The sequence below is a fragment of the Conexibacter sp. DBS9H8 genome (genome assembly GCF_023330685.1).
In the GTDB taxonomy this organism is placed as follows: Bacteria; Actinomycetota; Thermoleophilia; order Solirubrobacterales; family Solirubrobacteraceae; genus Palsa-465.
This window is the reverse complement of record NZ_CP097128.1, coordinates 3,149,526-3,171,953: the sequence shown is the minus strand read 5'-3', so window position 1 is coordinate 3,171,953 and position 22,428 is coordinate 3,149,526. Positions and strand designations below refer to the sequence as shown.

Sequence of the window (22,428 nt, the reverse complement as noted above, 5' to 3'; positions counted from 1 at the left end):
TCAGGGCCGCTGACCGGTGGCGCGGGCGATCTCCGCGAGCGCGGTCTCGCCGTCGATGCCGAGCGCCTCCAGGGTCTGGCTGGCCCCACCGTGGCGGTTGGTGAGCAGCGCGCGCAGCAGATCGATCGCCGCGAGCGGCTCGCCGCCGCCGGCACGCTCGCTGAGGGCCCGGTTGAGGACGGCGGCGGCCAGCTCGGAGAGCCCGACCCGGGCTGCCGCCTCCGGGGCGGCCGCCTTCGCCCGCGCGGCGGCGACGTCGGCGGGCATCTCCACCGTCGCCTCGAGCCGGTCCCGTGTCGCCTCGAGCCCGACGCCGAGCCGGGTGAGGACACCGGCAGTCAGCGGCTCCTGGCACTGCAGCAGCCCAAGCAGAAGGTGGCCGGAACCGACCGTCGCCGCGCCGAGCAGTGCCGCCTCCCGCCGGGCGATCCGCACGGCGCTGCGGACCTCCGGGGAGATGATCACCGCCCGTCCGCCCTGCTCACTTGAGGCGGCCCGATCGAGTTCGCGCACGTTGCGGCTGTGGCGGTGGTGAGCCGCCTGCTTCGAGGTGCCGAGCGCCTCCCCGATCTCCCGCCAGCTCATCCCGGCCGCCAGTCCGTCCGCGACGGCCGCCGTCTCGAGCTCGTCGAGCTCCCGGCGCAGGGCCGGGATCGCCCGCAGACGATCCGTCGGTTTCGGCCCGGTGAGGATCGTGTGAAGGAGGCCAGCCAGGCGGGAGCGGCGGTTCACGCGCCGAGCCTAGAGGATCGCTCCGGCGGGCCCGGCTCGCGCCGGACGGGACGGCGAGGACGGTGACGTGGGCGGCTGCGCAGGCCCGGCGGAGGCGGTGGGCGTGGCGGAGCATCCGCTCGTCGGCGACGAGCGCGTCGAAGCTGCCGCCGGCGATGAGCCGCCGCAGGTCGCCACAGCCGTCACGCCCGAGCACGATCGTCGTCAGCGGCAGCGCCTGGGGCACCGCCTCGGCGTCCGCGCTCAGTTCCCGTCTGGCGCTGAGCTGAGGGTCCTCCTCAGCCGGCAGGTAGATCCCGCCGGCCCCCAACGGGGTGCACCAGACACACCACTGGGCGAACGAGACGACCTGGACGAGGGTGAGGCGCGAGTGCTCGCGCTCGGCCAGCTCGACGGCGGCACTGAGAATCCCTTCGCGGCGATCGGATGCGCCGCCGAGTACGCCAAGCACGTCACGCATGCTCATGGCCGATCCACGCCGGCTTCGAGGTGGTGGACGAGCTTGTCGATGATCTCGACCGCGCGGGCGAGCGTCTGCACCTCCTCATCCGCGAGGGAGGCCATCTCCTCGTGAAAGAACGCGCGGTACTCGGCACGGACGGCGTGGAAGGCGGCCCGGCCGGCCGCGGTCGCCTCCACCCGGACGGCGCGCCGATCGCTCGGGTCGGGTCGCCGCAGCAGCCATCCGCGTGCCTGGAGACGGTTGACGAGCAGCGTGATCGCCGGTTGGGTGACTCCCTCGGCGGCGGCGAGGTCGGTGATCCGTTCGGCTCGCTGCGAGGTCGCGCTCAGCACGCCGATCTCGGTGCGGGTGAGCGTGTGCGCGCTGCGGGCGAGAAACAGCCGGGTGAGCTGGCCGGCGCGCGCCGGCAGCGCCTCGGCGACGTCGTCGAGCTGGCGCTGGCGGATCGGAAGGGGGAGCGAATCCATCACTCACTTATATTAGTTACTGAAGAATTCTTGTCGCTGCGAGGGTGCGCTGTCAGGATGATCCCCAGACGTGGCCGATGACGTCATCACCGTTGAGAACCTGCGCGTCCGCTACGGGGAGAAGGTGGCCGTGGATGGGGTCTCCTTCACCGTCGCCGAGGGCGAGATCTTCGGCATCCTCGGCCCCAACGGCGCGGGCAAGACGACGACGGTCGAGTGCATCGGCGGGCTGCGCATCCCGGACGGCGGCACGATCACGGTCCACGGGCTCGATCCCCGCCGGGATCGCCGTGCGCTCGCGGAGCTCGTCGGCATCCAGCTCCAGCACGCCGAGCTTCCGGACAAGCTGCGGGTGGGGGAGGCCATCGCCCTGTTCGCCTCCTTCTACCGGACGCCGGCGGACCCGGAGGCGCTGCTCGCTCAGCTTGGGCTCGAGGACCGGCGCGAGACCCCGTTCGCGAAGCTGTCGGGCGGCCAGAAGCAGCGGCTGTCGATCGCCCTCGCGCTGATCGGCAATCCGCGGATCGCGATCCTCGACGAGCTGACCACCGGCCTTGACCCCCAGGCGCGGCGGGATACGTGGGGGCTGATCGAGGGGGTCCGTGAGCGCGGGGTGACGATCATCCTCGTCACCCATTTCATGGAGGAGGCCGAGCGGCTCTGTGACCGCGTCGCCCTGATCAACCGGGGGCGCGTGGTCGCCACCGACAGTCCGTCCGGGATGGCCGGGCGCGTCCACGGGGAGTTGCACTTCCACTTCCAGCCCTCCGCGCCGATTGACGCGGTCGGCCTAGAGCGATTCGAGGAGGTGAGCGCCGTGCATGTCCGCGGCTCCGACGTCGAGGTCGTCGGGCACGGCAACCTGCTCGGGGTGGTGGTCGGCGAGCTCAACGCGCTCGGGGTCGTCGCGCAGCGGCCCCGGATCGACCAGGCGAACCTGGAGGACGCCTTCGTCGAGCTCACGCGGGAGGATGCCCTCAACACCCCGATGGTGGCCGAAGCGGTGGCGCGGTGAGTCACATCTCCGGCATCCGGGGCCGGCGGCCCGGTCCGCGCCGCGCCGCCGGGCGCGGGCTCGGGTCCGGATCTCCCGGGTTTGGCACGCTCGCACGGACCGAGCTGCGGATGTTCCTGCGGGAGCCGCTCGCCCTGTTCTGGGGGGTCGTCTTCCCGCTCGTCCTGTTGATCGTGATCGGGACCGCGACGGGGAACAAGCACCGGGCGATCTACGGCGGGCTGCGCTTCATCGACGTCTACACGCCGGTCCTGATCGTGTTCGTGTTCGGGATCGTCGGGCTCCAGGCGATGCCCGCGACACTCGTCAGCTATCGCGAGAAGGGGTATCTGCGGCGGCTCTCGACGACGCCGATCGGGGCCGCCCGGCTGCTGCAGGCCCAGTGGCTGATCTACACGACCCTGTGTCTCGCGGCGGCCGTCGTCACCGTCCTCGTCGCGGCGATCGCCTTCAGCGTCCATCTGCCCACCCAGTTCCTCGGGTTCGTCGTCATCCTCCTGCTCACCGCCGGGGCGATGCTCGCGATCGGCACGCTGATCGCCTCGATCGCGCCGCAGCCGCGGGCGAGTCAGCTGATCGGCGCGCTGCTGTTCTATCCGATGATGTTCTTCGCCGGTCTCTGGGTGCCGCAGGCGTCGATGGGGGAGACCCTGCGGACGATCGGGCACGCGACCCCGCTCGGGGCCGCCGTCGATGGGCTCTCCTCGACGCTGGCGGGACAGTGGCCGCCGGGGTGGTGCTTCCTCTGCCTGATCGCCTGGACGGTGATCGGCGGGCGGGTCGCCGTGCGGGTCTTCCGCTGGGAGTAGCACGAGTCGGGCACCACGCCCGCCGCCGGCGAGCCGCTGCGCCCGACCAGCGGCGAGCCGCCGCGCCCGACCAGGTAGCGTGCCTGAGGTGACCTACTCAATCGTTGCCCGCGACCCCGACACCGGTGAGTTCGGGGTCGCCGTCCAGTCCCACTACTTCAGCGTCGGCCCGGTCGTGCCGTGGGCCCGGCCAGGGGTCGGGGCCGTTGCCACCCAGGCGATGGCCGAGCTCAGCTTCGGGCCGCGCGGGCTCGATCTGATGGCGACCGGCGTCGGTGCGCCGACCGCGCTCGCCGCGCTGCTCGTCTCTGATGAGGGGAGCGCCTCACGTCAGGTCGCCCTCGTCGACGCGACCGGAGAGGTCGCCGCCCACACCGGGGAGAACTGCATCGTCCACGCCGGACACGCGATCGGGGCGGGGGTGAGCTGTCAGGCCAACATCATGGTCAGCGATGCGATCTGGGGGGCGATGCTCGAGGCCTACGAGCACGCGCGGTCCGAACAGGCGAGCATGGCCCGCCGGCTCCTCGCCGCCCTCAACGCCGCGGAGGCGCTCGGGGGGGACGCCCGCGGCCGCCAGTCGGCCGCGCTCCTGGTCGTCCCGGCCAGCGGGGAGCCGTGGGAACGTGAGGTCGACCTGCGCGTCGAGGACGACCCCGAGCCGCTCCAGGAACTCGAGCGGCTGCTCGTGATCTCAGAGGCCTACCGGTTCGCGTCCCGTGCCGACGATCAGCTCGTCGGCGGTGACACGGAGGCGGCCGGAGCGCTGTTCGAGGCCGCCCTCGAGCGCCTGCCCGACAGCCACGAGCTGAAGTTCTGGGCGGGCCTCAGCCTCGCGCACGCCGGTGACGTCAGCGCCGGCGCCGCGCTCGTCAAGGAGGCGATCGCGGTTCAGTCCGGATGGTCCTGGCTCCTGCCCCGGCTCACCGAGCAGCAGGCACCCGGTGCCACCGCGGTGAGCGCCCATCTCGGTCTCTGAGCGCGCTCCGGCCGCGGAGGCCGTCAACCCCGCCGCGCGCGGATAGTGGCCGCTTAGCGGCGGGGGCGATGCTGTTTCTCACCGGCCCGCCGGCCGGTTCCAGCTCACCATGGAGGTTCACCAATGTCTTTGATCACCAGACCCGCCGTTCTCGCCGCCTGCGCGGCGCTCGCGGCCGGTGGCGGCACGGCCGCCGTGCTTGTCACCAGTGCCGGCGCGGCGACCGTCAGCACCGCCACGACCGCGCCTGGCACCGGCCACGGCACCGGCACCGTCACGTTCACCGGCCCGGGCGGCAAGAGCCATACGCGCACCGGGGCCGTCAGCTGCCGGGTCGCCAACGGCCACTACATGCTCACCAGCGTGCGCAAGCTCGCCCACGGACGCCGGATTCTGCGCGTGATCGTGCCGGGCTACACCGGCGCGGGCAGCTACCACGGGACCGTCGTGATGATGCGCCGCCACGCCAACGCGTTCCGGGGCCGCGACCTGCGGCACGTCCCGGTGACGCTCACCACCACCGGCGGTAGCTTCAGCTACTCCAAGACGCTGAATGGCACGCACCACCACGCGCTCAAGGGCAAGACGGTCAGTGCCCGCGCAAGCTGGACCTGCTCGGCCTAACGGGGCCCGAGCAGGCCGGCAACGGCCGTCGCGGGGAGCCTCGGCTGATGAGCGACGGCCCGGCGCCGAAGCCTCCGGCGGGCCGTCACAGGCCCGCCGGAGGACGGCGTCCCGGGACGGACCCAGGATCCGGACCCACGATCCACACCTCAGATCCGCACCCGAGATCCCCGCCTAAGATCCGCACCCGAGATCCCCGCCTAAGATCCGCACATGGGACCGCGGGTGCTCATTGCCGAAGACGACCAACGTCTGCGCGCGATGGTACGGCGGGGCCTGCACTACGCCGGCTTTGAGGTGATCGAGGCCGGCGACGGTGAGACGGCGCTGGCGCTGGCGCTCGAGCAGCGGCCCGACCTCGTGATCCTTGACATCGCGATGCCGAAACTGGACGGGCTGGCGGTCTGCCGGGCGCTCCGGCGCTCCAGCCGGGTGCCGATCCTGATGCTCACCGCCCGCGGGGAGGTCGCCGACCGGGTGTCGGGGCTGCGGGAGGGGGCCGACGACTACCTCGTCAAGCCGTTCGCCTTCCAGGAGCTCGTCGCCCGGCTCGAGGCGCTCGCCCGCCGCAGCGGGCTCGAGCTGGCGGAGGTGCTCACCTGGGGGGACCTGCGGCTCGTTCCGGAGGACGGCGAGGTGACCCGCGGTGAGCGGCCGGTCGAGCTCACGCCACGCGAGCGTGAGCTGCTCGAGCTGCTGATGCGCCACCCCGGCCAGGTGCTCAGCACCGGGCTGATCTGGGAGCGGGTCTGGGGTGAGGATCGCAGCGGCAGCTCCAACGCGCTCAACGTCGCCCTCAGCGGCCTGCGGCGCAAGCTCGGGGATCCCGCTCCGGTCGAGACCGTCCGCGGTGTCGGCTACCGGCTCGGGGGCTCGCGGCCGTGACCCGCCGGGTCGCCCTCACCGGAGTGCTCGCCGTCTGTGTCACCGCGCTGCTCGTCGGCGGGCTCGCCTACGTCCTCGTCTCCCGGGACTCCCGCAGCTATCAGGACCGGCTCCTGATCAGCCTCGCCTTCCATCCCCGCGGGCTGCTCAGCCCGAAGGCGACCTACGTCGACTTCGGCCAGCTGACGACCCCCCGCGACACCGTCCGCTACCAGACCGCCGCGCTGGCGAGCCTCGGCCGGCTGCCGCTCCTCCCGCCGGGCTTTCGCACCCTCACCGTCGGAGGACGGACCCTGCGCACCTTCACCCGCGTGCTGCCGCGCGGGTCGGTGCTCAGCGTCGGCGTGTCCGACGCGGCGGTGCGGGCGAGCCTCGCCCGGCTGCGGCGAGGCGTGCTGATCGCGATGGGGGCCGGCGCTCTGCTCGCCTCCCTGCTGCTCGTGTGGATCACGCGTCGTGCGCTCGCGCCCGTGCGGGAGACGGCGACCCTCGCAGACCGGATCGTCTCCACGGGGGATCTCAGCGGCCGGGTCCCCGAGCGGGCCGGGGACGATGAGATCGCCAGCCTCACCCGTTCGCTCAACCGGATGCTCGGTCACCTCGAGTCCTCGGACGCGGCTCTGCGGCGGCTCGTCGCCGACGCCTCCCATGAGCTGCGCTCACCGGTGACGACGCTCGTCGGCAACCTCGAGCTGCTCGCGGAGGCGCCGATGAGCGACTCCGACCGGAGCGAGGCGCTCGCCGACACGCGCGCGGAGGCGGGCCGGCTGGCCCGGCTCGTTGAGGCGCTGCTCAGCCTCGCCCGGGCCGACACGGTCACCGCCCGGACACCGGTGCACCTCCCGACCCTGCTCGAGGATGCGGTGCGAGGCACTTCCGCGCGGCTGGCGCCCGTCCCCCCCGAGTGCACGCAGGCGAGGGTCGAGGGGGATGAGATCGCCCTCGCGGCGCTCGTGCGCAACCTCGTCGAGAACGCCGAGCGCTACGGCGGAGGCGGGGCCGAGGTGACCCTCGACGCCGACCGTGAGGGGTGGCAGATCACCGTGGCCGACCACGGCCCCGGCATCCCGGTGGCGGAGCGGGAGGCGATCTTCGATCGGTTCCGCCGCGGCAGCCGGGCGGCCGGAACCCCGGGCAGTGGGCTCGGCCTCGCGATCGCCGCCGCGAGCGCTCGCGCTCACGGCGGGCACGTGCGCATCGTCGACACCCCCGGTGGAGGGGCGACCTTCCGCGTCACGCTCCCGCGCGGGTGATCGGGGGGAGCGTCTGCGGGGCCGGGCGTCTGGGGGCGCGAGCGTGTCAGCGCCGCGCGGCGCGCCGTGCAGCGATCCGCTCGGCGCGGGGTGGACGCAGCGACAACGGCTGCCCGTGGTGGCGGCGCAGCAGGAGGAAGGCGACCGTTCCCCACATCGCCGGCACCCACAGGGAGATGCCGTGGTAGACGACGGTTGCCGCCGTCGCCCGGGTCGCCTTGACCCCGAACAGCACGAACATCCCGACAAAGCTGCCGTCGAGGATGCCGACCCCGCCGGGGATCGGGACGAAGTTGGAGAGGTAGCCGATCTGGTACGCGAGGACGATCGTCGTCAGCGGCGGGTGCACGCCGACTCCCCAGAAGCAGATGACGAGGACGAAGATGTCGGCCCACAGGTAGATCCAGGCGCCGAGGATCCGCCAGTCCCAGCGAAACAGGATGCGCTCGGTCGCCCGCACGGTCTCCCCGGTCGCACGCAGTGCGACCGCGATCCGGCCGGCCCGGTCGCCGATGAACCGGTCGACGATGCGGGGCAGGGCCATGAATGCGCACCAGACGATGACGCCAACGGCACCGGGGAGCAGGCTCAGCAGCGGGTCTCGGTCCCCGGGAAGCAGACCGATCCACAGCCCGAGCCCGATCCCGGCGAGCGTGATGATGTTGATCGCGGAGGTGAGCAGGAACAGCACGGCGGAGCGTTCGGCCGCGTGGCTCGGGCTCGCGCCGCGTTCGACGAGCAACAGCGCCCCGACGGCGATGCTGCCGGCGCCGCCGAGGGAGACGGCCGCGCCGAAGGCGAGCTCGCTCATCGCCACCCGTGCGCCGAAGCGGACCGGCGCCCGGTCGAAGACCTGGAGGAAGGCGACGATGTAGCCGACGCAGGAGAGCAGCTCGAGCCCGACGGCGATGACGATCCAGCCCCCGTCGATCTTCGCGACGTCATGCCCGACCCGGTGCAGGCCGGGCACGGCGAGCAGGAGGCCGACGACGAGGGCCACGAGCACCCCAAGGGAGATCAGTCCGTGCAGGAGGTTGCGGGTCGCCCGCGCCTCCTCGGCGACGAACCCACCGTCGGCCCCGGCGGTCCCGTCCGGGTCGGTCGCTGCCGGCGACGTCACGCCGCGTGCGTCGGCCGGTTGCCCTGCTGCGTGAAGACCGGACACAATGGTTCATTCAAGCAACCCGGCCCGCCGCGCCGGTCGGGCGGGCACGGCGTGGGCCGGCCGAGGTGGAACGAGAGGTGTGACCAATGAGCGTGATCGCGGTGGCGGGGGTGGACGTGGTCGGCATCCGCGCCGACAACCCGGGTCCGCTCACCCTCACCGGCACCAACAGCTGGGTGATCGGGCGTGACCCCGCCTGGCTGATCGACCCGGGACCGTCCCTGCCCGCCCACGTCGCCGCCCTCACAGCGGAGCTGACCGCCCGCGGCGGGCTCGGGGGCATCACCCTCACCCACGCTCACCCCGATCACGCTGAAGCGGTCCCGGAGCTGCGCGAGCGTTTCCCCGACGCCGTCACGGGCGACGGTCAGCTTGAGGCGATGGCCCTGCCGGGCCACAGTCTCGACCATCGCGTCCTGATCCACGGGGACGTCGCCTTCAGCGGAGACGCGGTGCTGGGGGAGGGGAGCGTCTTCATCGCCGCCGACCCCGGGGCGCTGAGGGCCTACCTCGCGGGACTCGAGGCGCTCGCGCGCCTCCCCCTGCGGATCATCGCGCCCGGGCACGGCCCGCTCGTCCATGACCCGGCGGCAAAGCTCGCCGAGTACCTCAGCCACCGCCGCGCCCGAGAGGCCCGACTGCTGGCCGCGCTCGCGGACGGCGCCCGCAGCGTCGATGAGCTGCTCGACGCGGCCTGGAGTGAGGTGGCGGCCGAGCTGCGCTTCGCCGCCGCGATCACCCTCGCCGCCCACCTCGACAAGCTCGCGGAGGAGGGTCGCCTGCCTGACGGCGTCGAGCGTCCCGCCTGGCCTCCGGAGGGGTTCCCGGGCTGAGCCCCGCCTGGCGGCGCTCGCGGGCCGGGCCCCGCCCAGGCGGGTCAGGCGGGGACGGTGGCGGGATCGAGCGCGGCGCGAGCGAGGGTCATCGCCGCCGCGAGCGTCGTCGTGTCGTCCGCCTCGGCGGTGTCGCAGATCCGGTGGATCGTGTCGGCGATCCCGGCGACGGCCCGGTGGGCGGCGGCGGCGTCATAGACGCCGCCGCGCTCCTGGGCGATGTTGATGATCCCGCCGGCATTGGCGACGAAATCCGGCGCCCAGAGGATCCCGCGGATCTTCAGCAGCTCGGCGATGTGGTCGCCGGCGAGCTGGTTGTTCGCCGCCCCGGCGATCACCCGGCACTGCAGCCGTGCGACGGTCTCCTCGGTCAGTATCCCGCCGAGGGCGCACGGCGAGACAACGTCGACCTTGGCGACGAGCGCCTTGGCGGGGGTCATCCAGCGGGCTCCCAGTTCGACGGCGAGCTCACGTTTGGACGCGTCGACGTCAGCGAGGATGAGCTTGGCGCCCTCCTTCGCGCACAGCTTCGCGATCCGACCGCCGACGTGGCCGGCGCCGATGATCGCGATTCGCCGGCCCTCGAGAGACGAGCTGCCGAAGCTGCGCGCGAGCGCCGCTCGGATCGCGTTGACGACTCCGGCCGCCGTGAACGGGCTCGGGTCCCCCGAACCGCCCTTCTGGCGGGACAGGCCGGCGACGTGGCGCGTCCGCGTGGCGATGACGCTCATGTCACGAGAGGACGTGCCGACGTCCTCAGCGGTGATGTAGCGGCCCCGGAGCACGTCGATCGTGTCGCCGATGTCGAGCAGGGCGTCCCGGCGCCGCTTGGGGGAGATCTCCTCCCCCTCCGGCAGGACGATCACGCTCTTGCCGCCGCCGAGGGGAAGCCCGGCCACCGCGGACTTGAAGGTCATCGCCCGGGACAGCCGGAGCGCGTCATCGAGGGCACGGGCGGTGTCGGGGTAGTGCCACATCCGGCAGCCCCCCAGCGACGGACCCCGGCGGGTCGAGTGGACGGCGACGATGGTGTCGAGGCCGGAGCGGGTGCCCCTGCGGATGATCGCCTCTTCGTGCTCGATTGGCTCCATAGAGCCGGTCAGTCTGTCACTGGGTTGAGCCGGAGGCGCCGCCGCCGGTGCTGTCGGTGGTGGCAGTGGGGGAGGTCGTCGTCCCCGCTGTGGTGCTCGCCCCCGACGGCGACGACGTACCGCTGGGCGTCGTCGAGGTGCTGGTGGTGCTCGTCCGGTCCGGCGTCGTGGCGCTCGCAGTGTCGGTCCGGGCCGTCGTCGTCGATCCGGTGCCCGTCCCGCCGGTGGTCGTGCCGCTCGAGTCCGTGCCGCTGCCCGTGATCGGAGCCGTCGTCGTCGCGCCGCTCGTCGATCGGTCAGGGCTCGAACCGCCGCTCGCCGTCGTGGCCGTGCCCGCGTTTCCAGTCGTCGTCCGCGCGCCGGTCGTCGTCAGCCGTGTCGTCGCGGTCGCTGTGGTGAGTGACGCGGTCGCGGTCCGCACCGTCGTCGTGCCCGCGGCCGTTCGCGCCGGCATCGTCCGGCGGGCGTTGGGGCGCCGCGCCCCAGACGCCGTGCCGCGGCGGACGGTGTGGGCGGGGACGCTCAGCGGGGTGCCGGCGGGAACGCTCACCGGGGCGACTCCGGCAGCGGCCGCCGAACTGCCCGCGCTGATCCCCTGACTGACGGCGTGGGCGACGATCGCGGCGGCGGGAAGGTGGGCGGCGCCCGCGCTGCGGGGGTGGGCGCCCTGGACGGAGACGGCGACGGCCCCGCCGGCGGTGGCGGCTGCGGCGGCGGCGATGAGGGCGGCGAGGTGGGTGGCGGTCATCCCGCCGGTGATCGCACCGCCGGTGATCGCACCCCCAGCGAGGGCGGTCCCGGCCGCGGCCCCACCCGCGGCGGCCCCACCCGCGGCGGCCCCACCCGCGGCGACGGCGCCGGTACCGGCCGCGCCGACGCTCCCCGCGAGCGCGCCGCCGGCCGTCGTGCCGCCGGAGGCGGCGGTCGCGCTCGTTCCCGCCGCGCCGCCGGCGGTCGACACGGCGCCGGCGCCGGCTCCGATGAACTTGCTCGCGAGCAGAACCGGGCCGGGGATGAGCGCGGCGAGGCTGCGTGAGATGCCGCGCACCGACTCCCGGTACGCCCGGCAGGCGGCGCAGTCACCGAGGTGGCGGCGGACGAGCGCGTTCGGGCGAACCCCCCGCTCGTGCGACTCGATGATCTCGACCCGGATCTGCTCACAGTCGGTGTCCCGTGCCTCCGCCGCCGCCGCGAGCCCGCCGCGAGCCCGGACGAGCAGCGACTTGATCGCCGGAATCGTCAGGTCGAGCGAGTCGGCGAGCTCCTGGTAGCTCATTCCCGACAGCTCGCGCAGCAGCAGCGCCGAGCGCTGCTGCTCGGGCAGGCGCTGTACGTCGGTGACGAGCTTGGCGAGCGCCTCGCGCTGTTCGGTCGCCGCGATCGGGTCCGTCGCGACATCCCGGCTCGTTGCCTCGAGCTCGTCGGTCGGGATCGGCGTGTTCTTGCGCAGGTGATCGACGCAGCGGTTGTGGGCGATCCGGTACAGCCACGCGCGGAGCGCGACGTGGCGGTCACTCGCGCGCAGCCCGGCGTAGGCACGGATGAACACGTCCTGCAACGCGTCCTCGGCGTCCTGGCGGCTCTGGGGCAGCATCTGGCGCGTGTAGGCGAACAGCCGCGTCCGGTAGCGGTCGTGGATCGCACGGAACGCCTCATCGTGCCCGGCGCGGAACAGCTCCACGAGCTGCTCGTCCGAGCGCAGGCGCAGAAACGTCGCGCCGGCGGAGCCGCGCAGCCGACTGACGCCGGGTGGTGCGTGGAGGGCGGACGCTTCCATCAGGTCTCAGCCAACGATAACGGGTGCCCTCCGCGTGAGTTGCGGCCCGCCGCCGGAGGCGCGGGCCCCGCAATCTTTCACCCGCCGACGCGGATCAGCTTCTTGTTGACGAACTCGTCGGCGCCCCAGCGGCCGAGTTCGCGCCCGAAGCCCGACCGCTTGGTGCCGCCGAAGGGCAGCTCAGGCGCGTCGGCGCCGACGATGTTGACATACACCATTCCGGCGTCGATCCGGTTGGCGACCCGCTCGGCCTGGGCGGGATCGGTCGTGTAGAGATAGGAGCCGAGGCCGAAGCTCGTCGCGTTCGCGAGCGCGACCGCCTCCTCCTCAGACCTGACGCGGTAGATCTGGGCGACCGGTCCGAAGAACTCCTCAGAGAAGGCGCTGTTGTCGGGGGAGACGTCGGTGAGCACGGTGACCGGGAAGAAGTTGCCCTCCGGCTCGCCTCCGCCGGCGACGATCCGCGCGCCCCCGGCGACGGCCCGCTGGAGCTGGTCGCGCAGGCGTTCGGTCGCCGTGTCGGAGGAGAGCGGACCGATCTGGGCCGATTCGGCCATCGGGTCGCCCGGCGTGACCGCGGTCGCGCCGGCGCAGAACCGCTCGAGAAACCCGTCGTAGAGCTCGTCGATGACGATGAACCGCTTGGCGGCGTTGCAGGACTGACCGGTATTGTCGAGCCGCGCGGACACGGCGTCCCGGACGGTCTTGTCGAGGTCGTCGGTGGAGAGGAGGATGAACGGGTCCGAGCCGCCGAGCTCGAGCACGACCTTCTTGAGGTGCCGGCCGGCGAGCTCGGCGACGGCGGCGCCCGCCCGCTCGGAGCCCGTCAGCGACACCCCCCGCACGCGCGGATCGGCGATCACCGACTCGATCTGCTCGTTGGCGGCGAAGATGTTGACGTAGGCGCCCTCCGGGAAGCCGGCGTCTCTGAAGATCGCCGCGAGCTGCTCGGCCGACTGCGGGCACTGGGGCGCGTGCTTGAGCAGGATCGTGTTGCCGATCAGCAGGTTCGGCCCGGCAAAGCGCGCGACCTGGTAGACGGGGAAGTTCCAGGGCATGATCCCGAGCAGGACGCCGAGTGAGCTGCGCCGGACGACGGCGCTGCCCTGCCCCTCGGCGATCTCGATCGGCTCATCCGCGAGCAGCACCTCGGCCCGCTCGGCATAGAAGCAGTAGATGTCGGCGCTGAAGTCGACCTCCGACAGGGCCTGCTCCAGCGGCTTGCCCATCTCCGTGACGATCGTCGCGGCGAGCTCCTCCCGCCGCTCCCGGTGCAGCTCGGCGACCCGGGTGATCAGCGCCGCCCGCTCGGCCGGGGTCGAGGCGATCCCCCAGGCCCTGTGGGCCGCGTCGGCGGCGGCGATCGCGCCCGCCAGGGCGTCGTCGCTGATCGTCGGGTACTCCCTGAGCACCGCTCCGGTCGCTGGGTTCACAACAGCGTAGATGCTCATCTCACCCTCCAGTGGACGTCGGTGCAGGCCGGTTTCCCGGCCAGCCTAGCGACGCGGAGGCGGCGCGGCGGGCGCCTGCGCCGGGACGACCAACCCGCCGCGCCGGGACGCGCCGAACTGGCGGGTCCGGTGACCCCGAGCGCACGCGGTGCGCGCGTTCAGGTGTCGGAGTTGAGGTTCGGCAGATGCAGGGTCTGCAGCCAGCCGTCGACGGTCTGGTTCAGCGTCGTGAACTCCCCGCTGAAGATGAGCACCCCCATCCCGATCAGGATCACCCCACCCGCTCCGATCACGATCGGGTAGTGGCGGCGGACGACGGCGAGCAGCGCGGTCATCTTGCCGAACGCGAGTGCGGTCAGCAGGAACGGGACGGCCAGGCCGCAGCAGTAGATCGCGAGCAGAAACGCCCCGTGGTACGCGCTCGCCGACGTGCCGGCGGCGGTGATGATCGCCCCGAGGGTCGGGCCGGTGCAGGGCGTCCAGGCGAGCGCGAAGGCGGCCCCGGTGAGGACCGGCCCGCTCTTGCCCGCCCGCTGCATCAACGGGGCGACGTGGTAGGCGCGGGCGAGCCGCGGGATGATCGGGCTGAGCACGAACAGCAGCCCCATGGCGATGATGATCGCCCCCGAGATCTGCTGGGCGGTGTGGCCGGTCAGGGTGGCCCGGAGCGCCTGCTGGCCGAGCAGTCCGAGCGCGATGAAGATCGCCGAGAACGTGCCGACGAAGGCGAGGGCGGGCCCGATCACCCGGCGGGTGCGGATCTCCTCCGGGTTTCCGCCGGCGATCGCCGAGACGTACCCGGGGACGAGCGGGAGGACGCACGGAGAGAGGAAGGAGACGAGCCCGGCGCCGAAGGCGACCGGAATCCCGATACCGGCAGCGGCATTCATCGGCTCAGAGAGCGTACCGGTCCGGGCCGGGCGGCCGGGTGGCGGCGGCACAGTGCCGCCACCCGGATGAGACCGCGAGGCCATCCCGAAAGGCGGTCGGGACTGGGGGGTGGGCTGGGATGCGCATGCGTTGACGGGGGTTGCGGTGGTCAGCGCGAACGCTCCCTCGGGAGAGGGATCTGGGGGGTCCGGTAGGCTGGCGCGAGCATGAGCCCGTCGATCACGCTTCCACCCCACGACGTGCCGCTGATCGGGGAGTCCCCCTTCCCGCTGATCCAGGATTACGCGTTCCTGTCGGACTGCCACACCGGGGCGCTCGTCGCGCCGGACGGCTCGATCGAGTGGATGAGCGTTCCTCGTTTTGACTCCCCGTCGATCTTCGGCGCCCTGCTCGACCGCCGCGCCGGTTCCTTCCGGGTCGGCCCCTACGGCATCCAGGTACCCCTGTCGGTCCGCTACCTGCCCGGCACGATGATCCTCGAGACCTCATGGATGTGCCCGTCCGGTTGGCTCGTCGTCCGCGACTGTCTCACGATCGGGCCCTGGCACGACGGTCACGCCGACGAGTCCTCCCACACCCGGCCGCCGACCGACCATGACGCCGATCACATGCTCGTCCGCGTCGTCGAGTGCGTGCAGGGAGAGGTGGAGGTCGAGGTCGTCTGCGAGCCGATCTTCAACTACGGGGCCGAACCGGCCCAATGGGAGGCGCTCGGCAACGCCTGGTCCTGCGCCGAGGCGTCCGCCGGGGAGGAGAAGCTGCGGCTGATGACCGACCTGCGGGTCGGCATCGAGGGGTCCCGCGCCCGGGCGCGGCACACGCTCGTGGAAGGGGAGCGGCGGTTTGCCGCGCTCGCCTGGTCCCACGGCCTCGCAGGTCCCGACGACCTCGAGGACGCCGTCGCGCGGATCGCGGCGACCGAGCACTACTGGCGCGGTTGGCTCGCGGGCGGGCGCTTCCCCGATCATCGCTGGCGCTCCTTCCTGCACCGCAGCGCGCTCACCCTCAAGGGTCTCACCTACGGTCCGACCGGGGCGACCGTCGCGGCGGCGACGACGTCCCTGCCCGAGACGCCGGGCGGTGAGCGCAACTGGGACTACCGCTACTGCTGGATGCGGGACGCGACCTTCACCCTCTGGGGGCTGCACGCGCTCGGCTTCGACTGGGAGGCCGACGACTTCATGCAGTTCCTCGCCGATCTCGAGCGGGTCGAGGACGGTGGCCTGCAGATCATGTACGGCATCGGCGGGGAGCGGGATCTCACCGAGCGGACCCTCGATCACCTCAGCGGCTACAACGGTGCGACGCCCGTGCGGACCGGTAACGGCGCCTACAACCAGCGCCAGAACGACGTCTACGGCGCCGTCCTGGATTCGGTGTACCTCCACACCAAGGCGGGCGGGCACATTCCGGGCCGGCTGTGGCCGGTCCTGCGGGCCCAGGTCGAGTGTGCGATCAGCTGCTGGAAGCAGCCCGACCAGGGGATCTGGGAGGCGCGGGGCAAGCCCCAGCACTACGTCTCCTCCAAGCTGATGTGCTGGGTCGCCCTCGATCGCGGCGCCCGGATCGCCGAACGCCAGGGTGAGGCCCAGCTCGCTGAGAAGTGGCAGGCGATCGCCGATGAGATCCGCGAGGACATCCTCACCAAGGGCGTCTCCGAGCGCGGCGTCTTCCGCCAGCACTACGACACCGACGCGCTTGACGCCTCGACGCTGCTGCTGGTCATCAACCGCTTCCTCGAGCCGACGGACGAGCGGATCCGCAACACCGTCGAGGCGATCCGCACCGAGCTGACCGAGCACGGTTTCGTGCTCCGCTACCGCACCGAGGAGACCGACGACGGCTTGGAGGGCGCCGAGGGCACGTTCCTCATCTGCTCCTTCTGGCTCGTCTCGGCCCTGTCGGAGATCGGTGACCGCGACCACGCCCGCAACCTGTGTGAGCGGCTGCTCTCCCACGCCTCCCCGCTCGGCCTCTACGCCGAGGAGCTCGACGCCGCCACCGGGCGCCACCTCGGCAACTATCCCCAGGCGTTCACCCACCTCGCGCTGATCAACGCGGTGCTGCACGTGATCGCCGACGAACAGCAGCTCAACTGACGTCGGGGCGCCGGGCGCTCCCGCGTCGGTCTCTCCCCGGTCTCCGCGGTCACTCCGGCGCCGGCGCCCCCGGGACGACGATCCGTGGCGAGCCGCCGTCCCGGACGATCTCCGGCTCGACGGTGACGACCGGTGTCTCACGGGCCGTCGCGAGCGCGGCGGTCGCACTCGGCTGCCGGGCGAGCAGCTGCAGCTGCGTCCGGGTCGGGAAGGCGAGGGACCCCGGGTCGGCGAGCGCCTCGGCGGGGGAGAGCCAGCGCGCGGCGACGATCTCGGAACCGTCGACGACCGCGGTGCTCGCCGCGAGCGCCCCCTCGGCGTGGACGAGGAAGAACCAGGTGTCAAAGCGCTTGGGCAGTCCGAGCGGGGTGATCCAGCGAGCGAAGGGAACGAGCTCGCTCGCCTCCGGCAGGACGATCCCCGTCTCCTCGGCGAGCTCCCGCCGCGCCGCCGCCTCCGCGGAGCCGTCCTCAGCGTCCACCCTGCCGCCGGGGAACACCCAGAAGCCGCCCATGAAGGCGAGGTCCTGGTGCCGCTTGACCATCAGCACCTCAAGCGGGTCGCGGAGCAGGATCACGGTGGCGGCCGGGTGGGGAAGCATCCGGCGACCATAGTCCTCTACTCTCAAGCCCAATGAAGTACCTGTGTGAAAGCTGCGGCTACATCTACGACCCTGCCGAAGGTGACCCCGACGGGGGTATTCCCCCGGGCACCGCATTCGAGGACATTCCCGAGACGTGGTTCTGTCCCGTCTGCGGCGCCCGCAAGGGCGACTTTGTCCCCTATGAGGACTGAACCGAGTCAGCGCCGCGGCGGGCGGCGAGCGCGCCGCGGCGCGCTCACGCTTGCGAGCGTCGCCGCCGTCGGCTCGCTCTGTGCGGGCTGTGGCGGCACCTCAACCGCCGCGATCACCACGGCCGTGCACGCATCCCGGGCGGCCTCACTCAGCCCGACGACGCTCACCGGACCGACGACGAGCACCCCGGCGACGGCCCGTGCGGACGTGCAGGTCGGCACCCCCGCGCCGGTCGCCCCGACCTCGGCCGCCCAGGGGTTCGTCGGGATCGCCACCGAACTGAGCACGATCACCCACCTGTCCGGATCGGCCACCCATCAGAACGGCGCCTTCGTCCAGCTGCTGCGCAACCTCTCCCCGGGCTCGCCGCTGCTGCTGCGCCTCGGCGGGGACTCCTCCGACTGGAGCTGGTGGGCGGTGCCCGGGATGGCCAAACCCCGGGCGATCCGCTACACGATCACGCCGCAGTGGGCGGCCGCGGTCAAATCGCTGCTCCAGGCGGTCGGAGGCAAGGCGATCCTCGGGGTCAACCTCGAGCTCGACTCCCCGCGCGTCGCCGCCTATGAGGCGCGCGAGTACGAGCGAACGCTCGGACCCCAGCTGATCGACGCGCTCGAACTCGGCAACGAGCCCGAGCTGTACGCCGCCTTCAACTACTACCGGCTGCCGGACGGCCGCGGCGTCAAGGGCCGCGTGTTCGGCCACTACACGATCGCCGACTACGGCCGCGACTTCAGCCACATCGCCGCCGGTCTCGGCTCGGACCCGATCGCCGGGCCGAGCTCGGGCTCGCCGACCTGGCTGCCCCAGCTCGGTTCGCTGCTCAACGGGCTTCCGTCGCGGCTCAAGCTCGTCACCGTCCACGCCTACCCGCTCAAGCGCTGCTCGGCGAGCACCCACCTCAACGTCTCGGACTTCTTCACCGGCGCATCGATCGGCGGGCTCGCCGGCTCGGTCGCCCACATGGCCGCCGCCGCGCGCGCCCACCACAAGCCGCTGCGCGTCGATGAGATCAACGGGATCAGCTGCGGGGGAGAGGCGGGCGTGTCGAACACCTTCGCCGAGGCGCTGTGGGCGCTCAACGTCCTTCCCGCGCTGTGGCGGGCCGGGGCCGAGGGCGTCAACTTCCAGACCGTCAACGGCAACCTCAACGAGATGATCAGCGCGACCGACACTCGCGCGGGGTGGCGGATCGGCGTCCAGCCTGAGTACTTCGGCCTGCTGACCTTCGCGGACGTCGCCCCCGCCGGCTCCCGGCTGCTGCAGGTTCGCGCGCCCGCCGTGTCCGGTCAGTATGCCTACGCGGTCCGGGACACCAGCCACGTCGACCGGGTCGTGATCACGAACATCACCCGCGGCGCGCGGACGGTCACGGTGTCCGCCGCCGGGGCGACCGGGACCGGGGCCGTGTCACTTCTCACCGCCCCGTCATTGACGGCCACCGGCGACACGACCCTCGGCGGCCAGAAGCTGTCGGCGGCGACCGGCCAGCTCATCGGCCACCCCCACGACACGCTCGTCAAGCCCAACGCCGCCGGCGTGTACGCGGTGCGCGTCCCCGCGCACTCGGCGGTGATTCTCACCGTCAACTCCTGAGTTCGCCGCCGGGCGCTCCGTGGGACGGTCTCTCCCCATCCCGAGCCTCAGCTGGCGGCGCGGGCTGCTCAGCACCGTCGCGGCCCTCGCGCTCGTCGTCTCCGCCGTGCTCCTGCTCAGCGAGCAGCCGGCCGCCCACGGCCGCCGGCTCGCCTCGATCTTCGAGGATGACGCGCTGCTCGTCGATCAGCCGCTCACTCCGGGCGGGAACGCCGTTGTCGCCCACACGCTGGCGACGCTGAAATCGCTCGGAGCGACCCGGGTCCGCGTGCTCGTCATCTGGCGCGGCGTCGCGCCGGACCCGACGGCCCGCGCGAGCCCGCACGGGTTCAACCCGGCCGATCCGGCCGACTACGGGACCGGCTGGTCGGTCTATGACCGGATCGATGTGGCCGCCGTCGCCGCCGGCCTGAAGGTCTACTTCGACCTCACCGGACCCGCCCCACGCTGGGCGACGACCGCCCAGCCGCCGGGGACCAACGCCCTCGCGGCCAAGGACGCCGGCGGGTTCCTCCCCTCCGCCGCCGCGTTCCGGGCGTTCGTGACCGCCGCCGGACGCCGCTACGACGGCCACGACAGCCCGCCGGGCGCGGCCGGTCACCCCCTCCCGCGGGTGAGCTTCTGGTCGGTGTGGAACGAGCCGAACCAGCCCGGCTGGCTCGCCCCCCAGCAGAACCCGGTCACCGGCCACCCGCTCGCGCCAGCCGTCTACCGCTCCCTCGTCGACGCCTTCTGGGCCGGCATGGCCGCGAGCGGGCACACGCCGGCGAGCGACACGCTGCTTGTCGGCGAGCTTGCCCCGGAGGGGTGCGTGACGGGGGTACCCTGCGCGTTTGCCCCACTCGGGCCCGGATATGCGGCGACACCGCCGCTGCCCTTCCTCGATGACCTGTACTGCGCGACCCCGGTCGGCGCCGGCCAGTACCAGCCCCTCAGCGGCGCCGCCGCCCGGGCCGCCGGCTGCCCGGCCAACCCGGTCGCCTCCCGCTTCGTCGCCGCCCACCCGGGCCTGTTCGCCGCGACGGGGTTTGCCGAGCACCCGTACTCCTTCAGCCTGCCCCCCAACGTCCCCTTCGCCGCGCCGGCCGACAGCGGCTTCGTGCCGCTCGCGAGCCTCCCCAAGCTCACCTCCGCGCTCGACGGGATCTTCAACGCCTACGGGGTCAACCGGCGACCGCCGCTCTACCTCACCGAGTACGGCTACGTCACCAACCCGCCGAACCCCGACTACCACGTCACCCCCGCCCAGCAGGCGCTCTACCTCGATGAGGCGACCTACATGGCGGCACAGAACCCGCGGGTCGCCGCCCTCGCCCAGTTCGAGCTCGAGGACTCGAACCCGGCGGTCGTCTGTGGCTGCCGGCCCGGCAGTCGCGGGTACTGGCAGAACTTCGAGTCCGGACTCGAGTTCCTCGGCGGACGGCCCAAGCCGGCGTTTGCCGCCTACCGGCTGCCGATCTTCCTCCCCCAGCTCGAGGCGCCGACCCGGCCCGCCCCGCCGGGCGGGCTGACGACGGTGTGGGGGATGCTGCGCCCCGCACCCACCCGACGGACCGAGACCGCCCAGATCCAGTTCGCCACCGCTCCGCACGGGCCGTTCCGAACGATCGCCACCGCCGAGACCCGCGATGACAGCGGCATCGTCACCGCCTCGGTTCGCCTCCCCGGCAGCGGTGCGGTGCGGATCGCCTGGACGCCCCCGGGTGGTCCGCCGATCGACAGCCGGGCTGTCGCGGTGACCGTGCGCTGACCCGCCCGTTGGCGTCGTCAGGGCACCGCGGAGGGTCGCGTCAGCGGGGATCCTCCGCGGCGCGAGAGCTCAGCGTCGCAGTCGGTCGCTGAGGTCGCTCCAGCCGGCCCCGATCCGGTACTCGGCCTCCCGCAGGGAGTGGGCGAGGGCCCGCAGCAGACGCGGGTCATAGCCGAGCAGGCGCACGGCGAGGGAGACGAGGACCACCACCACCGTGACGGCGGCGAGGAGGAACAGGGCGACGAGGACGGCCGGCAGCGGCGCGGACGGCGCGGCGCTCACCGAACCGGGCAGGTGGCCGCTGGCCCCCCGCACCGTCGCACCGGCCCCGACACCGCCTCGGTGCCCCCCCGGGGTGTGGGCCCGGCAGGCGCCGTTGGCCTGGGCGGCAAGGGCGGCGGCGATCGCGTTGCTCACATCCGACTGGTACTGGTAGTCATACCCGGGCGCCTGCCTCAGCGCGGTGGTGAGGATCGTGCTGGAGAACTCACACGGCGGGAGTGCCCCGGTCCCCGCCGCGCTGAAGGCGGCCGACACCTCGCCGTAGTCGTTGGCGAGCGCGCTCGCGGGCAGCGCGAGGGCGACCGCGAGCGCGGCCGCGAGCAGCCCGGTGCGCCGCCGTCGGGTCATCCGCGTCACGGTCGTTCACCGCCCCCGCCACACCGGGGCGCGCTTCTGCGTGAAGGCGGCGACGCCCTCACGGAAGTCGTCGGAGGAGAAGCAGGCATGGCGGAGGGAGACGAGCGCGGCCTCCGCGGTCGGGTCCATCGCCGCCGCCGCGTCAAGCAGTGCGTTGATGACCTGCTTGTTGCCGCGCTGGGAGAGCGGGGCAAGCTCGGCGATCTCCGTCGCGAGGGTGAGGGCCGCATCCGCGAGCGCGTCGGCGGGGACGACCTCGTTGACGAGCCCCCACGCCGCGGCGGTGGCGGCGTCGATCCGGCGGGCGGTGAGAAACAGCTGTCGGGTCCGGGCGGCGCCGATCGTGTCGATGAACGCGCGGATGCCCGTATGGGAGTAGACGAGCCCGAGCTGGGCGGGGGGCATCCCCAGCCGGATGCCGGCCGCGGCGATCCGCAGGTCACAGGCGACCGCGAGCTCGAGGCCGCCGCCGATCGCGGGCCCGTTGAGGGCGGCGACGGTCGGCATCGGGCAGGCCGCGATCGCCTCGATCGCCGCGGTGAACGGGTGGGCGATCAGCGCCTCGGCCTGCCCGGCGAACGCCGCCTCACTGACCCCGATCAGGTTCGCTCCGGCGCTGACGAGGTCATAGCCGGCGGAGAAGATCCGCTCCTCCCCGGTGATGATCAGGCAGCGGTGGTCGAGGTCGGGCAGAAGCGCGACGAACCGGTCGAGGATCGCGTGGTCAAGCGCGCCGCGCTTGGCCGGGTTGGAGATCGTCAGGCGGGCCACCCCGGGGGCCGGCTCGTCGAGCACCAGCCGCCCCGTCTCCGGGGTGCCCGAGTCAGTGCAGGACAACGAGGATCTCACCCTCGGACACGGACTGGCCCTCCACACAGCGGATCTCGCTCACCGTCCCCGCATCCTCGGCCTCCACGGGCATCTCCATCTTCATCGACTCGAGGACGACGACGGTGTCACCCTCGGCGACCGCGTCGCCGACGGCGACCTCGATCTTCCAGACGGTGCCCGTGATGTGCGCTTCGACGTTGGCCATGGCCGGTTCCTCCTCACGTTGGGCGCCCGAGGATATTGGGCCACCGCCCCGCTCGCTCGCCCGGCCACCGCGCGGCG

22 protein-coding genes are annotated in these 22,428 nt (G+C 72.7%); 11 read left to right on the top strand and 11 right to left on the bottom strand.

The features are described 5' to 3' along the window. Together M3M55_RS15125 and M3M55_RS15120 are read right to left on the bottom strand one after the other, a co-directional pair. Entirely contained in the window at nucleotides 1–732 is a 732-nt protein-coding gene (locus M3M55_RS15125; protein WP_249010336.1) for a Clp protease N-terminal domain-containing protein, read from the bottom strand. 462 nt (nucleotides 733–1,194) lie between these two features. Then, nucleotides 1,195–1,662, bottom strand: coding sequence for a MarR family winged helix-turn-helix transcriptional regulator (locus M3M55_RS15120; protein WP_249010335.1), 468 nt, complete (start codon nucleotides 1,660–1,662; stop codon nucleotides 1,195–1,197). 70 nt (nucleotides 1,663–1,732) lie between these two features. Between M3M55_RS15120 and M3M55_RS15115 the strand changes: the two genes are divergently transcribed. The 6 genes from M3M55_RS15115 to M3M55_RS15090 all read left to right on the top strand — a co-directional run bounded on the left by M3M55_RS15115 (nucleotide 1,733) and on the right by M3M55_RS15090 (nucleotide 7,227). After that, nucleotides 1,733–2,677: an ABC transporter ATP-binding protein gene (locus M3M55_RS15115; RefSeq protein WP_249010334.1), complete on the top strand. Its 945-nt coding sequence runs from the start codon at nucleotides 1,733–1,735 to the stop codon at nucleotides 2,675–2,677. Next, nucleotides 2,674–3,486: an ABC transporter permease gene (locus M3M55_RS15110; RefSeq protein WP_249010333.1), complete on the top strand. Its 813-nt coding sequence runs from the start codon at nucleotides 2,674–2,676 to the stop codon at nucleotides 3,484–3,486. The genes M3M55_RS15115 and M3M55_RS15110 overlap by 4 nt, the downstream gene beginning before the upstream one ends. A gap of 88 nt (nucleotides 3,487–3,574) precedes the next feature. Next, on the top strand, nucleotides 3,575–4,465 hold the full coding sequence (locus M3M55_RS15105; RefSeq protein WP_249010332.1) for a DUF1028 domain-containing protein: 891 nt from the start codon (nucleotides 3,575–3,577) through the stop codon (nucleotides 4,463–4,465). A gap of 123 nt (nucleotides 4,466–4,588) precedes the next feature. Next, nucleotides 4,589–5,089: a hypothetical protein gene (locus M3M55_RS15100; protein ID WP_249010331.1), complete on the top strand. Its 501-nt coding sequence runs from the start codon at nucleotides 4,589–4,591 to the stop codon at nucleotides 5,087–5,089. 213 nt (nucleotides 5,090–5,302) lie between these two features. Continuing rightward, on the top strand, nucleotides 5,303–5,974 hold the full coding sequence (locus M3M55_RS15095) for a response regulator transcription factor (protein ID WP_249010330.1): 672 nt from the start codon (nucleotides 5,303–5,305) through the stop codon (nucleotides 5,972–5,974). After that, complete coding sequence (locus M3M55_RS15090) at nucleotides 5,971–7,227, top strand: HAMP domain-containing sensor histidine kinase (RefSeq protein ID WP_249010329.1); 1,257 nt, start codon at nucleotides 5,971–5,973, stop codon at nucleotides 7,225–7,227. Before M3M55_RS15095 ends, M3M55_RS15090 begins: the two co-directional genes overlap by 4 nt. Before the next feature lie 46 nt (nucleotides 7,228–7,273). Here M3M55_RS15090 and M3M55_RS15085 read toward each other — a convergent pair whose 3' ends face one another. Next, entirely contained in the window at nucleotides 7,274–8,347 is a 1,074-nt protein-coding gene (locus M3M55_RS15085) for a lysylphosphatidylglycerol synthase transmembrane domain-containing protein (RefSeq protein WP_249010328.1), read from the bottom strand. A gap of 131 nt (nucleotides 8,348–8,478) precedes the next feature. Here M3M55_RS15085 and M3M55_RS15080 point away from each other — a divergent pair, with 131 nt between their 5' ends. Continuing rightward, the gene (locus M3M55_RS15080) at nucleotides 8,479–9,225 is read left to right on the top strand and encodes an MBL fold metallo-hydrolase (protein ID WP_249010327.1); all 747 of its coding nucleotides are present in this window, start codon (nucleotides 8,479–8,481) and stop codon (nucleotides 9,223–9,225) included. 44 nt (nucleotides 9,226–9,269) lie between these two features. On the opposite strand, the gene M3M55_RS15075 is transcribed toward M3M55_RS15080, so the two are convergent. The 4 genes from M3M55_RS15075 to M3M55_RS15060 form a co-directional block, all read right to left on the bottom strand. Continuing rightward, entirely contained in the window at nucleotides 9,270–10,316 is a 1,047-nt protein-coding gene (locus M3M55_RS15075) for a Glu/Leu/Phe/Val dehydrogenase (RefSeq protein WP_249010326.1), read from the bottom strand. Nucleotides 10,317–10,332: 16 nt separating this feature from the next. Then, entirely contained in the window at nucleotides 10,333–12,093 is a 1,761-nt protein-coding gene (locus tag M3M55_RS15070) for an RNA polymerase sigma factor (RefSeq protein WP_249010325.1), read from the bottom strand. Nucleotides 12,094–12,170: 77 nt separating this feature from the next. Beyond that, nucleotides 12,171–13,544 (bottom strand): NAD-dependent succinate-semialdehyde dehydrogenase, encoded by a 1,374-nt coding sequence (locus tag M3M55_RS15065; RefSeq protein ID WP_249010324.1) that lies wholly within the window; start codon nucleotides 13,542–13,544, stop codon nucleotides 12,171–12,173. Between the two features lie 158 nt (nucleotides 13,545–13,702). After that, a complete protein-coding gene (locus M3M55_RS15060) occupies nucleotides 13,703–14,434 on the bottom strand; it encodes a cytochrome c biogenesis CcdA family protein (RefSeq protein ID WP_249010323.1) in 732 nt (243 codons plus the stop codon). A 207-nt stretch (nucleotides 14,435–14,641) separates the two neighbouring features. On the opposite strand from M3M55_RS15060, the gene M3M55_RS15055 reads away from it, so the two are divergent. Next, the gene (locus M3M55_RS15055) at nucleotides 14,642–16,534 is read left to right on the top strand and encodes a glycoside hydrolase family 15 protein (RefSeq protein ID WP_249010322.1); all 1,893 of its coding nucleotides are present in this window, start codon (nucleotides 14,642–14,644) and stop codon (nucleotides 16,532–16,534) included. 49 nt (nucleotides 16,535–16,583) lie between these two features. On the opposite strand, the gene M3M55_RS15050 is transcribed toward M3M55_RS15055, so the two are convergent. Then, nucleotides 16,584–17,135 (bottom strand): NUDIX hydrolase, encoded by a 552-nt coding sequence (locus tag M3M55_RS15050; RefSeq protein ID WP_249010321.1) that lies wholly within the window; start codon nucleotides 17,133–17,135, stop codon nucleotides 16,584–16,586. Nucleotides 17,136–17,167: 32 nt separating this feature from the next. On the opposite strand from M3M55_RS15050, the gene rd reads away from it, so the two are divergent. From rd to M3M55_RS15035, 3 genes are read left to right on the top strand one after another with little or no spacing between them, the layout of a single operon-like run. Next, nucleotides 17,168–17,329: a rubredoxin gene (gene rd, locus M3M55_RS15045; protein WP_249010320.1), complete on the top strand. Its 162-nt coding sequence runs from the start codon at nucleotides 17,168–17,170 to the stop codon at nucleotides 17,327–17,329. Further along, entirely contained in the window at nucleotides 17,319–18,926 is a 1,608-nt protein-coding gene (locus M3M55_RS15040; RefSeq protein ID WP_249010319.1) for a glycosyl hydrolase family 79 C-terminal domain-containing protein, read from the top strand. Before rd ends, M3M55_RS15040 begins: the two co-directional genes overlap by 11 nt. Before the next feature lie 19 nt (nucleotides 18,927–18,945). Then, a complete protein-coding gene (locus M3M55_RS15035; protein WP_249010318.1) occupies nucleotides 18,946–20,676 on the top strand; it encodes a hypothetical protein in 1,731 nt (576 codons plus the stop codon). Between the two features lie 69 nt (nucleotides 20,677–20,745). Here M3M55_RS15035 and M3M55_RS15030 read toward each other — a convergent pair whose 3' ends face one another. From M3M55_RS15030 to M3M55_RS15020, 3 genes are read right to left on the bottom strand one after another with little or no spacing between them, the layout of a single operon-like run. Next, complete coding sequence (locus tag M3M55_RS15030) at nucleotides 20,746–21,306, bottom strand: hypothetical protein (RefSeq protein ID WP_249010317.1); 561 nt, start codon at nucleotides 21,304–21,306, stop codon at nucleotides 20,746–20,748. Between the two features lie 15 nt (nucleotides 21,307–21,321). Then, complete coding sequence (locus M3M55_RS15025) at nucleotides 21,322–22,152, bottom strand: enoyl-CoA hydratase/isomerase family protein (RefSeq protein ID WP_249010316.1); 831 nt, start codon at nucleotides 22,150–22,152, stop codon at nucleotides 21,322–21,324. Next, the gene (locus M3M55_RS15020; RefSeq protein WP_249010315.1) at nucleotides 22,139–22,351 is read right to left on the bottom strand and encodes a biotin/lipoyl-binding carrier protein; all 213 of its coding nucleotides are present in this window, start codon (nucleotides 22,349–22,351) and stop codon (nucleotides 22,139–22,141) included. Before M3M55_RS15020 ends, M3M55_RS15025 begins: the two co-directional genes overlap by 14 nt. Nucleotides 22,352–22,428: the final 77 nt, after the last annotated feature.

Excerpts from the sequence above, each read along its gene's own strand:
- M3M55_RS15075 (WP_249010326.1), bottom strand. The coding sequence starts at position 10,316 with ATGGAGCCAATCGAGCACGAAGAGGCGATCATCCGCAGGGGCACCCGC.
- M3M55_RS15030 (WP_249010317.1), bottom strand. The coding sequence starts at position 21,306 with ATGACCCGACGGCGGCGCACCGGGCTGCTCGCGGCCGCGCTCGCGGTC.
- M3M55_RS15120 (WP_249010335.1), bottom strand. The coding sequence starts at position 1,662 with ATGGATTCGCTCCCCCTTCCGATCCGCCAGCGCCAGCTCGACGACGTC.
- M3M55_RS15095 (WP_249010330.1), top strand. The coding sequence starts at position 5,303 with ATGGGACCGCGGGTGCTCATTGCCGAAGACGACCAACGTCTGCGCGCG.
- M3M55_RS15050 (WP_249010321.1), bottom strand. The coding sequence starts at position 17,135 with ATGCTTCCCCACCCGGCCGCCACCGTGATCCTGCTCCGCGACCCGCTT.
- M3M55_RS15020 (WP_249010315.1), bottom strand. The coding sequence starts at position 22,351 with ATGGCCAACGTCGAAGCGCACATCACGGGCACCGTCTGGAAGATCGAG.
- M3M55_RS15065 (WP_249010324.1), bottom strand. The coding sequence starts at position 13,544 with ATGAGCATCTACGCTGTTGTGAACCCAGCGACCGGAGCGGTGCTCAGG.
- M3M55_RS15070 (WP_249010325.1), bottom strand. The coding sequence starts at position 12,093 with ATGGAAGCGTCCGCCCTCCACGCACCACCCGGCGTCAGTCGGCTGCGC.
- M3M55_RS15055 (WP_249010322.1), top strand. The coding sequence starts at position 14,642 with ATGAGCCCGTCGATCACGCTTCCACCCCACGACGTGCCGCTGATCGGG.
- rd (WP_249010320.1), top strand. The coding sequence starts at position 17,168 with ATGAAGTACCTGTGTGAAAGCTGCGGCTACATCTACGACCCTGCCGAA.
- M3M55_RS15040 (WP_249010319.1), top strand. The coding sequence starts at position 17,319 with ATGAGGACTGAACCGAGTCAGCGCCGCGGCGGGCGGCGAGCGCGCCGC.
- M3M55_RS15060 (WP_249010323.1), bottom strand. The coding sequence starts at position 14,434 with ATGAATGCCGCTGCCGGTATCGGGATTCCGGTCGCCTTCGGCGCCGGG.
- M3M55_RS15100 (WP_249010331.1), top strand. The coding sequence starts at position 4,589 with ATGTCTTTGATCACCAGACCCGCCGTTCTCGCCGCCTGCGCGGCGCTC.
- M3M55_RS15080 (WP_249010327.1), top strand. The coding sequence starts at position 8,479 with ATGAGCGTGATCGCGGTGGCGGGGGTGGACGTGGTCGGCATCCGCGCC.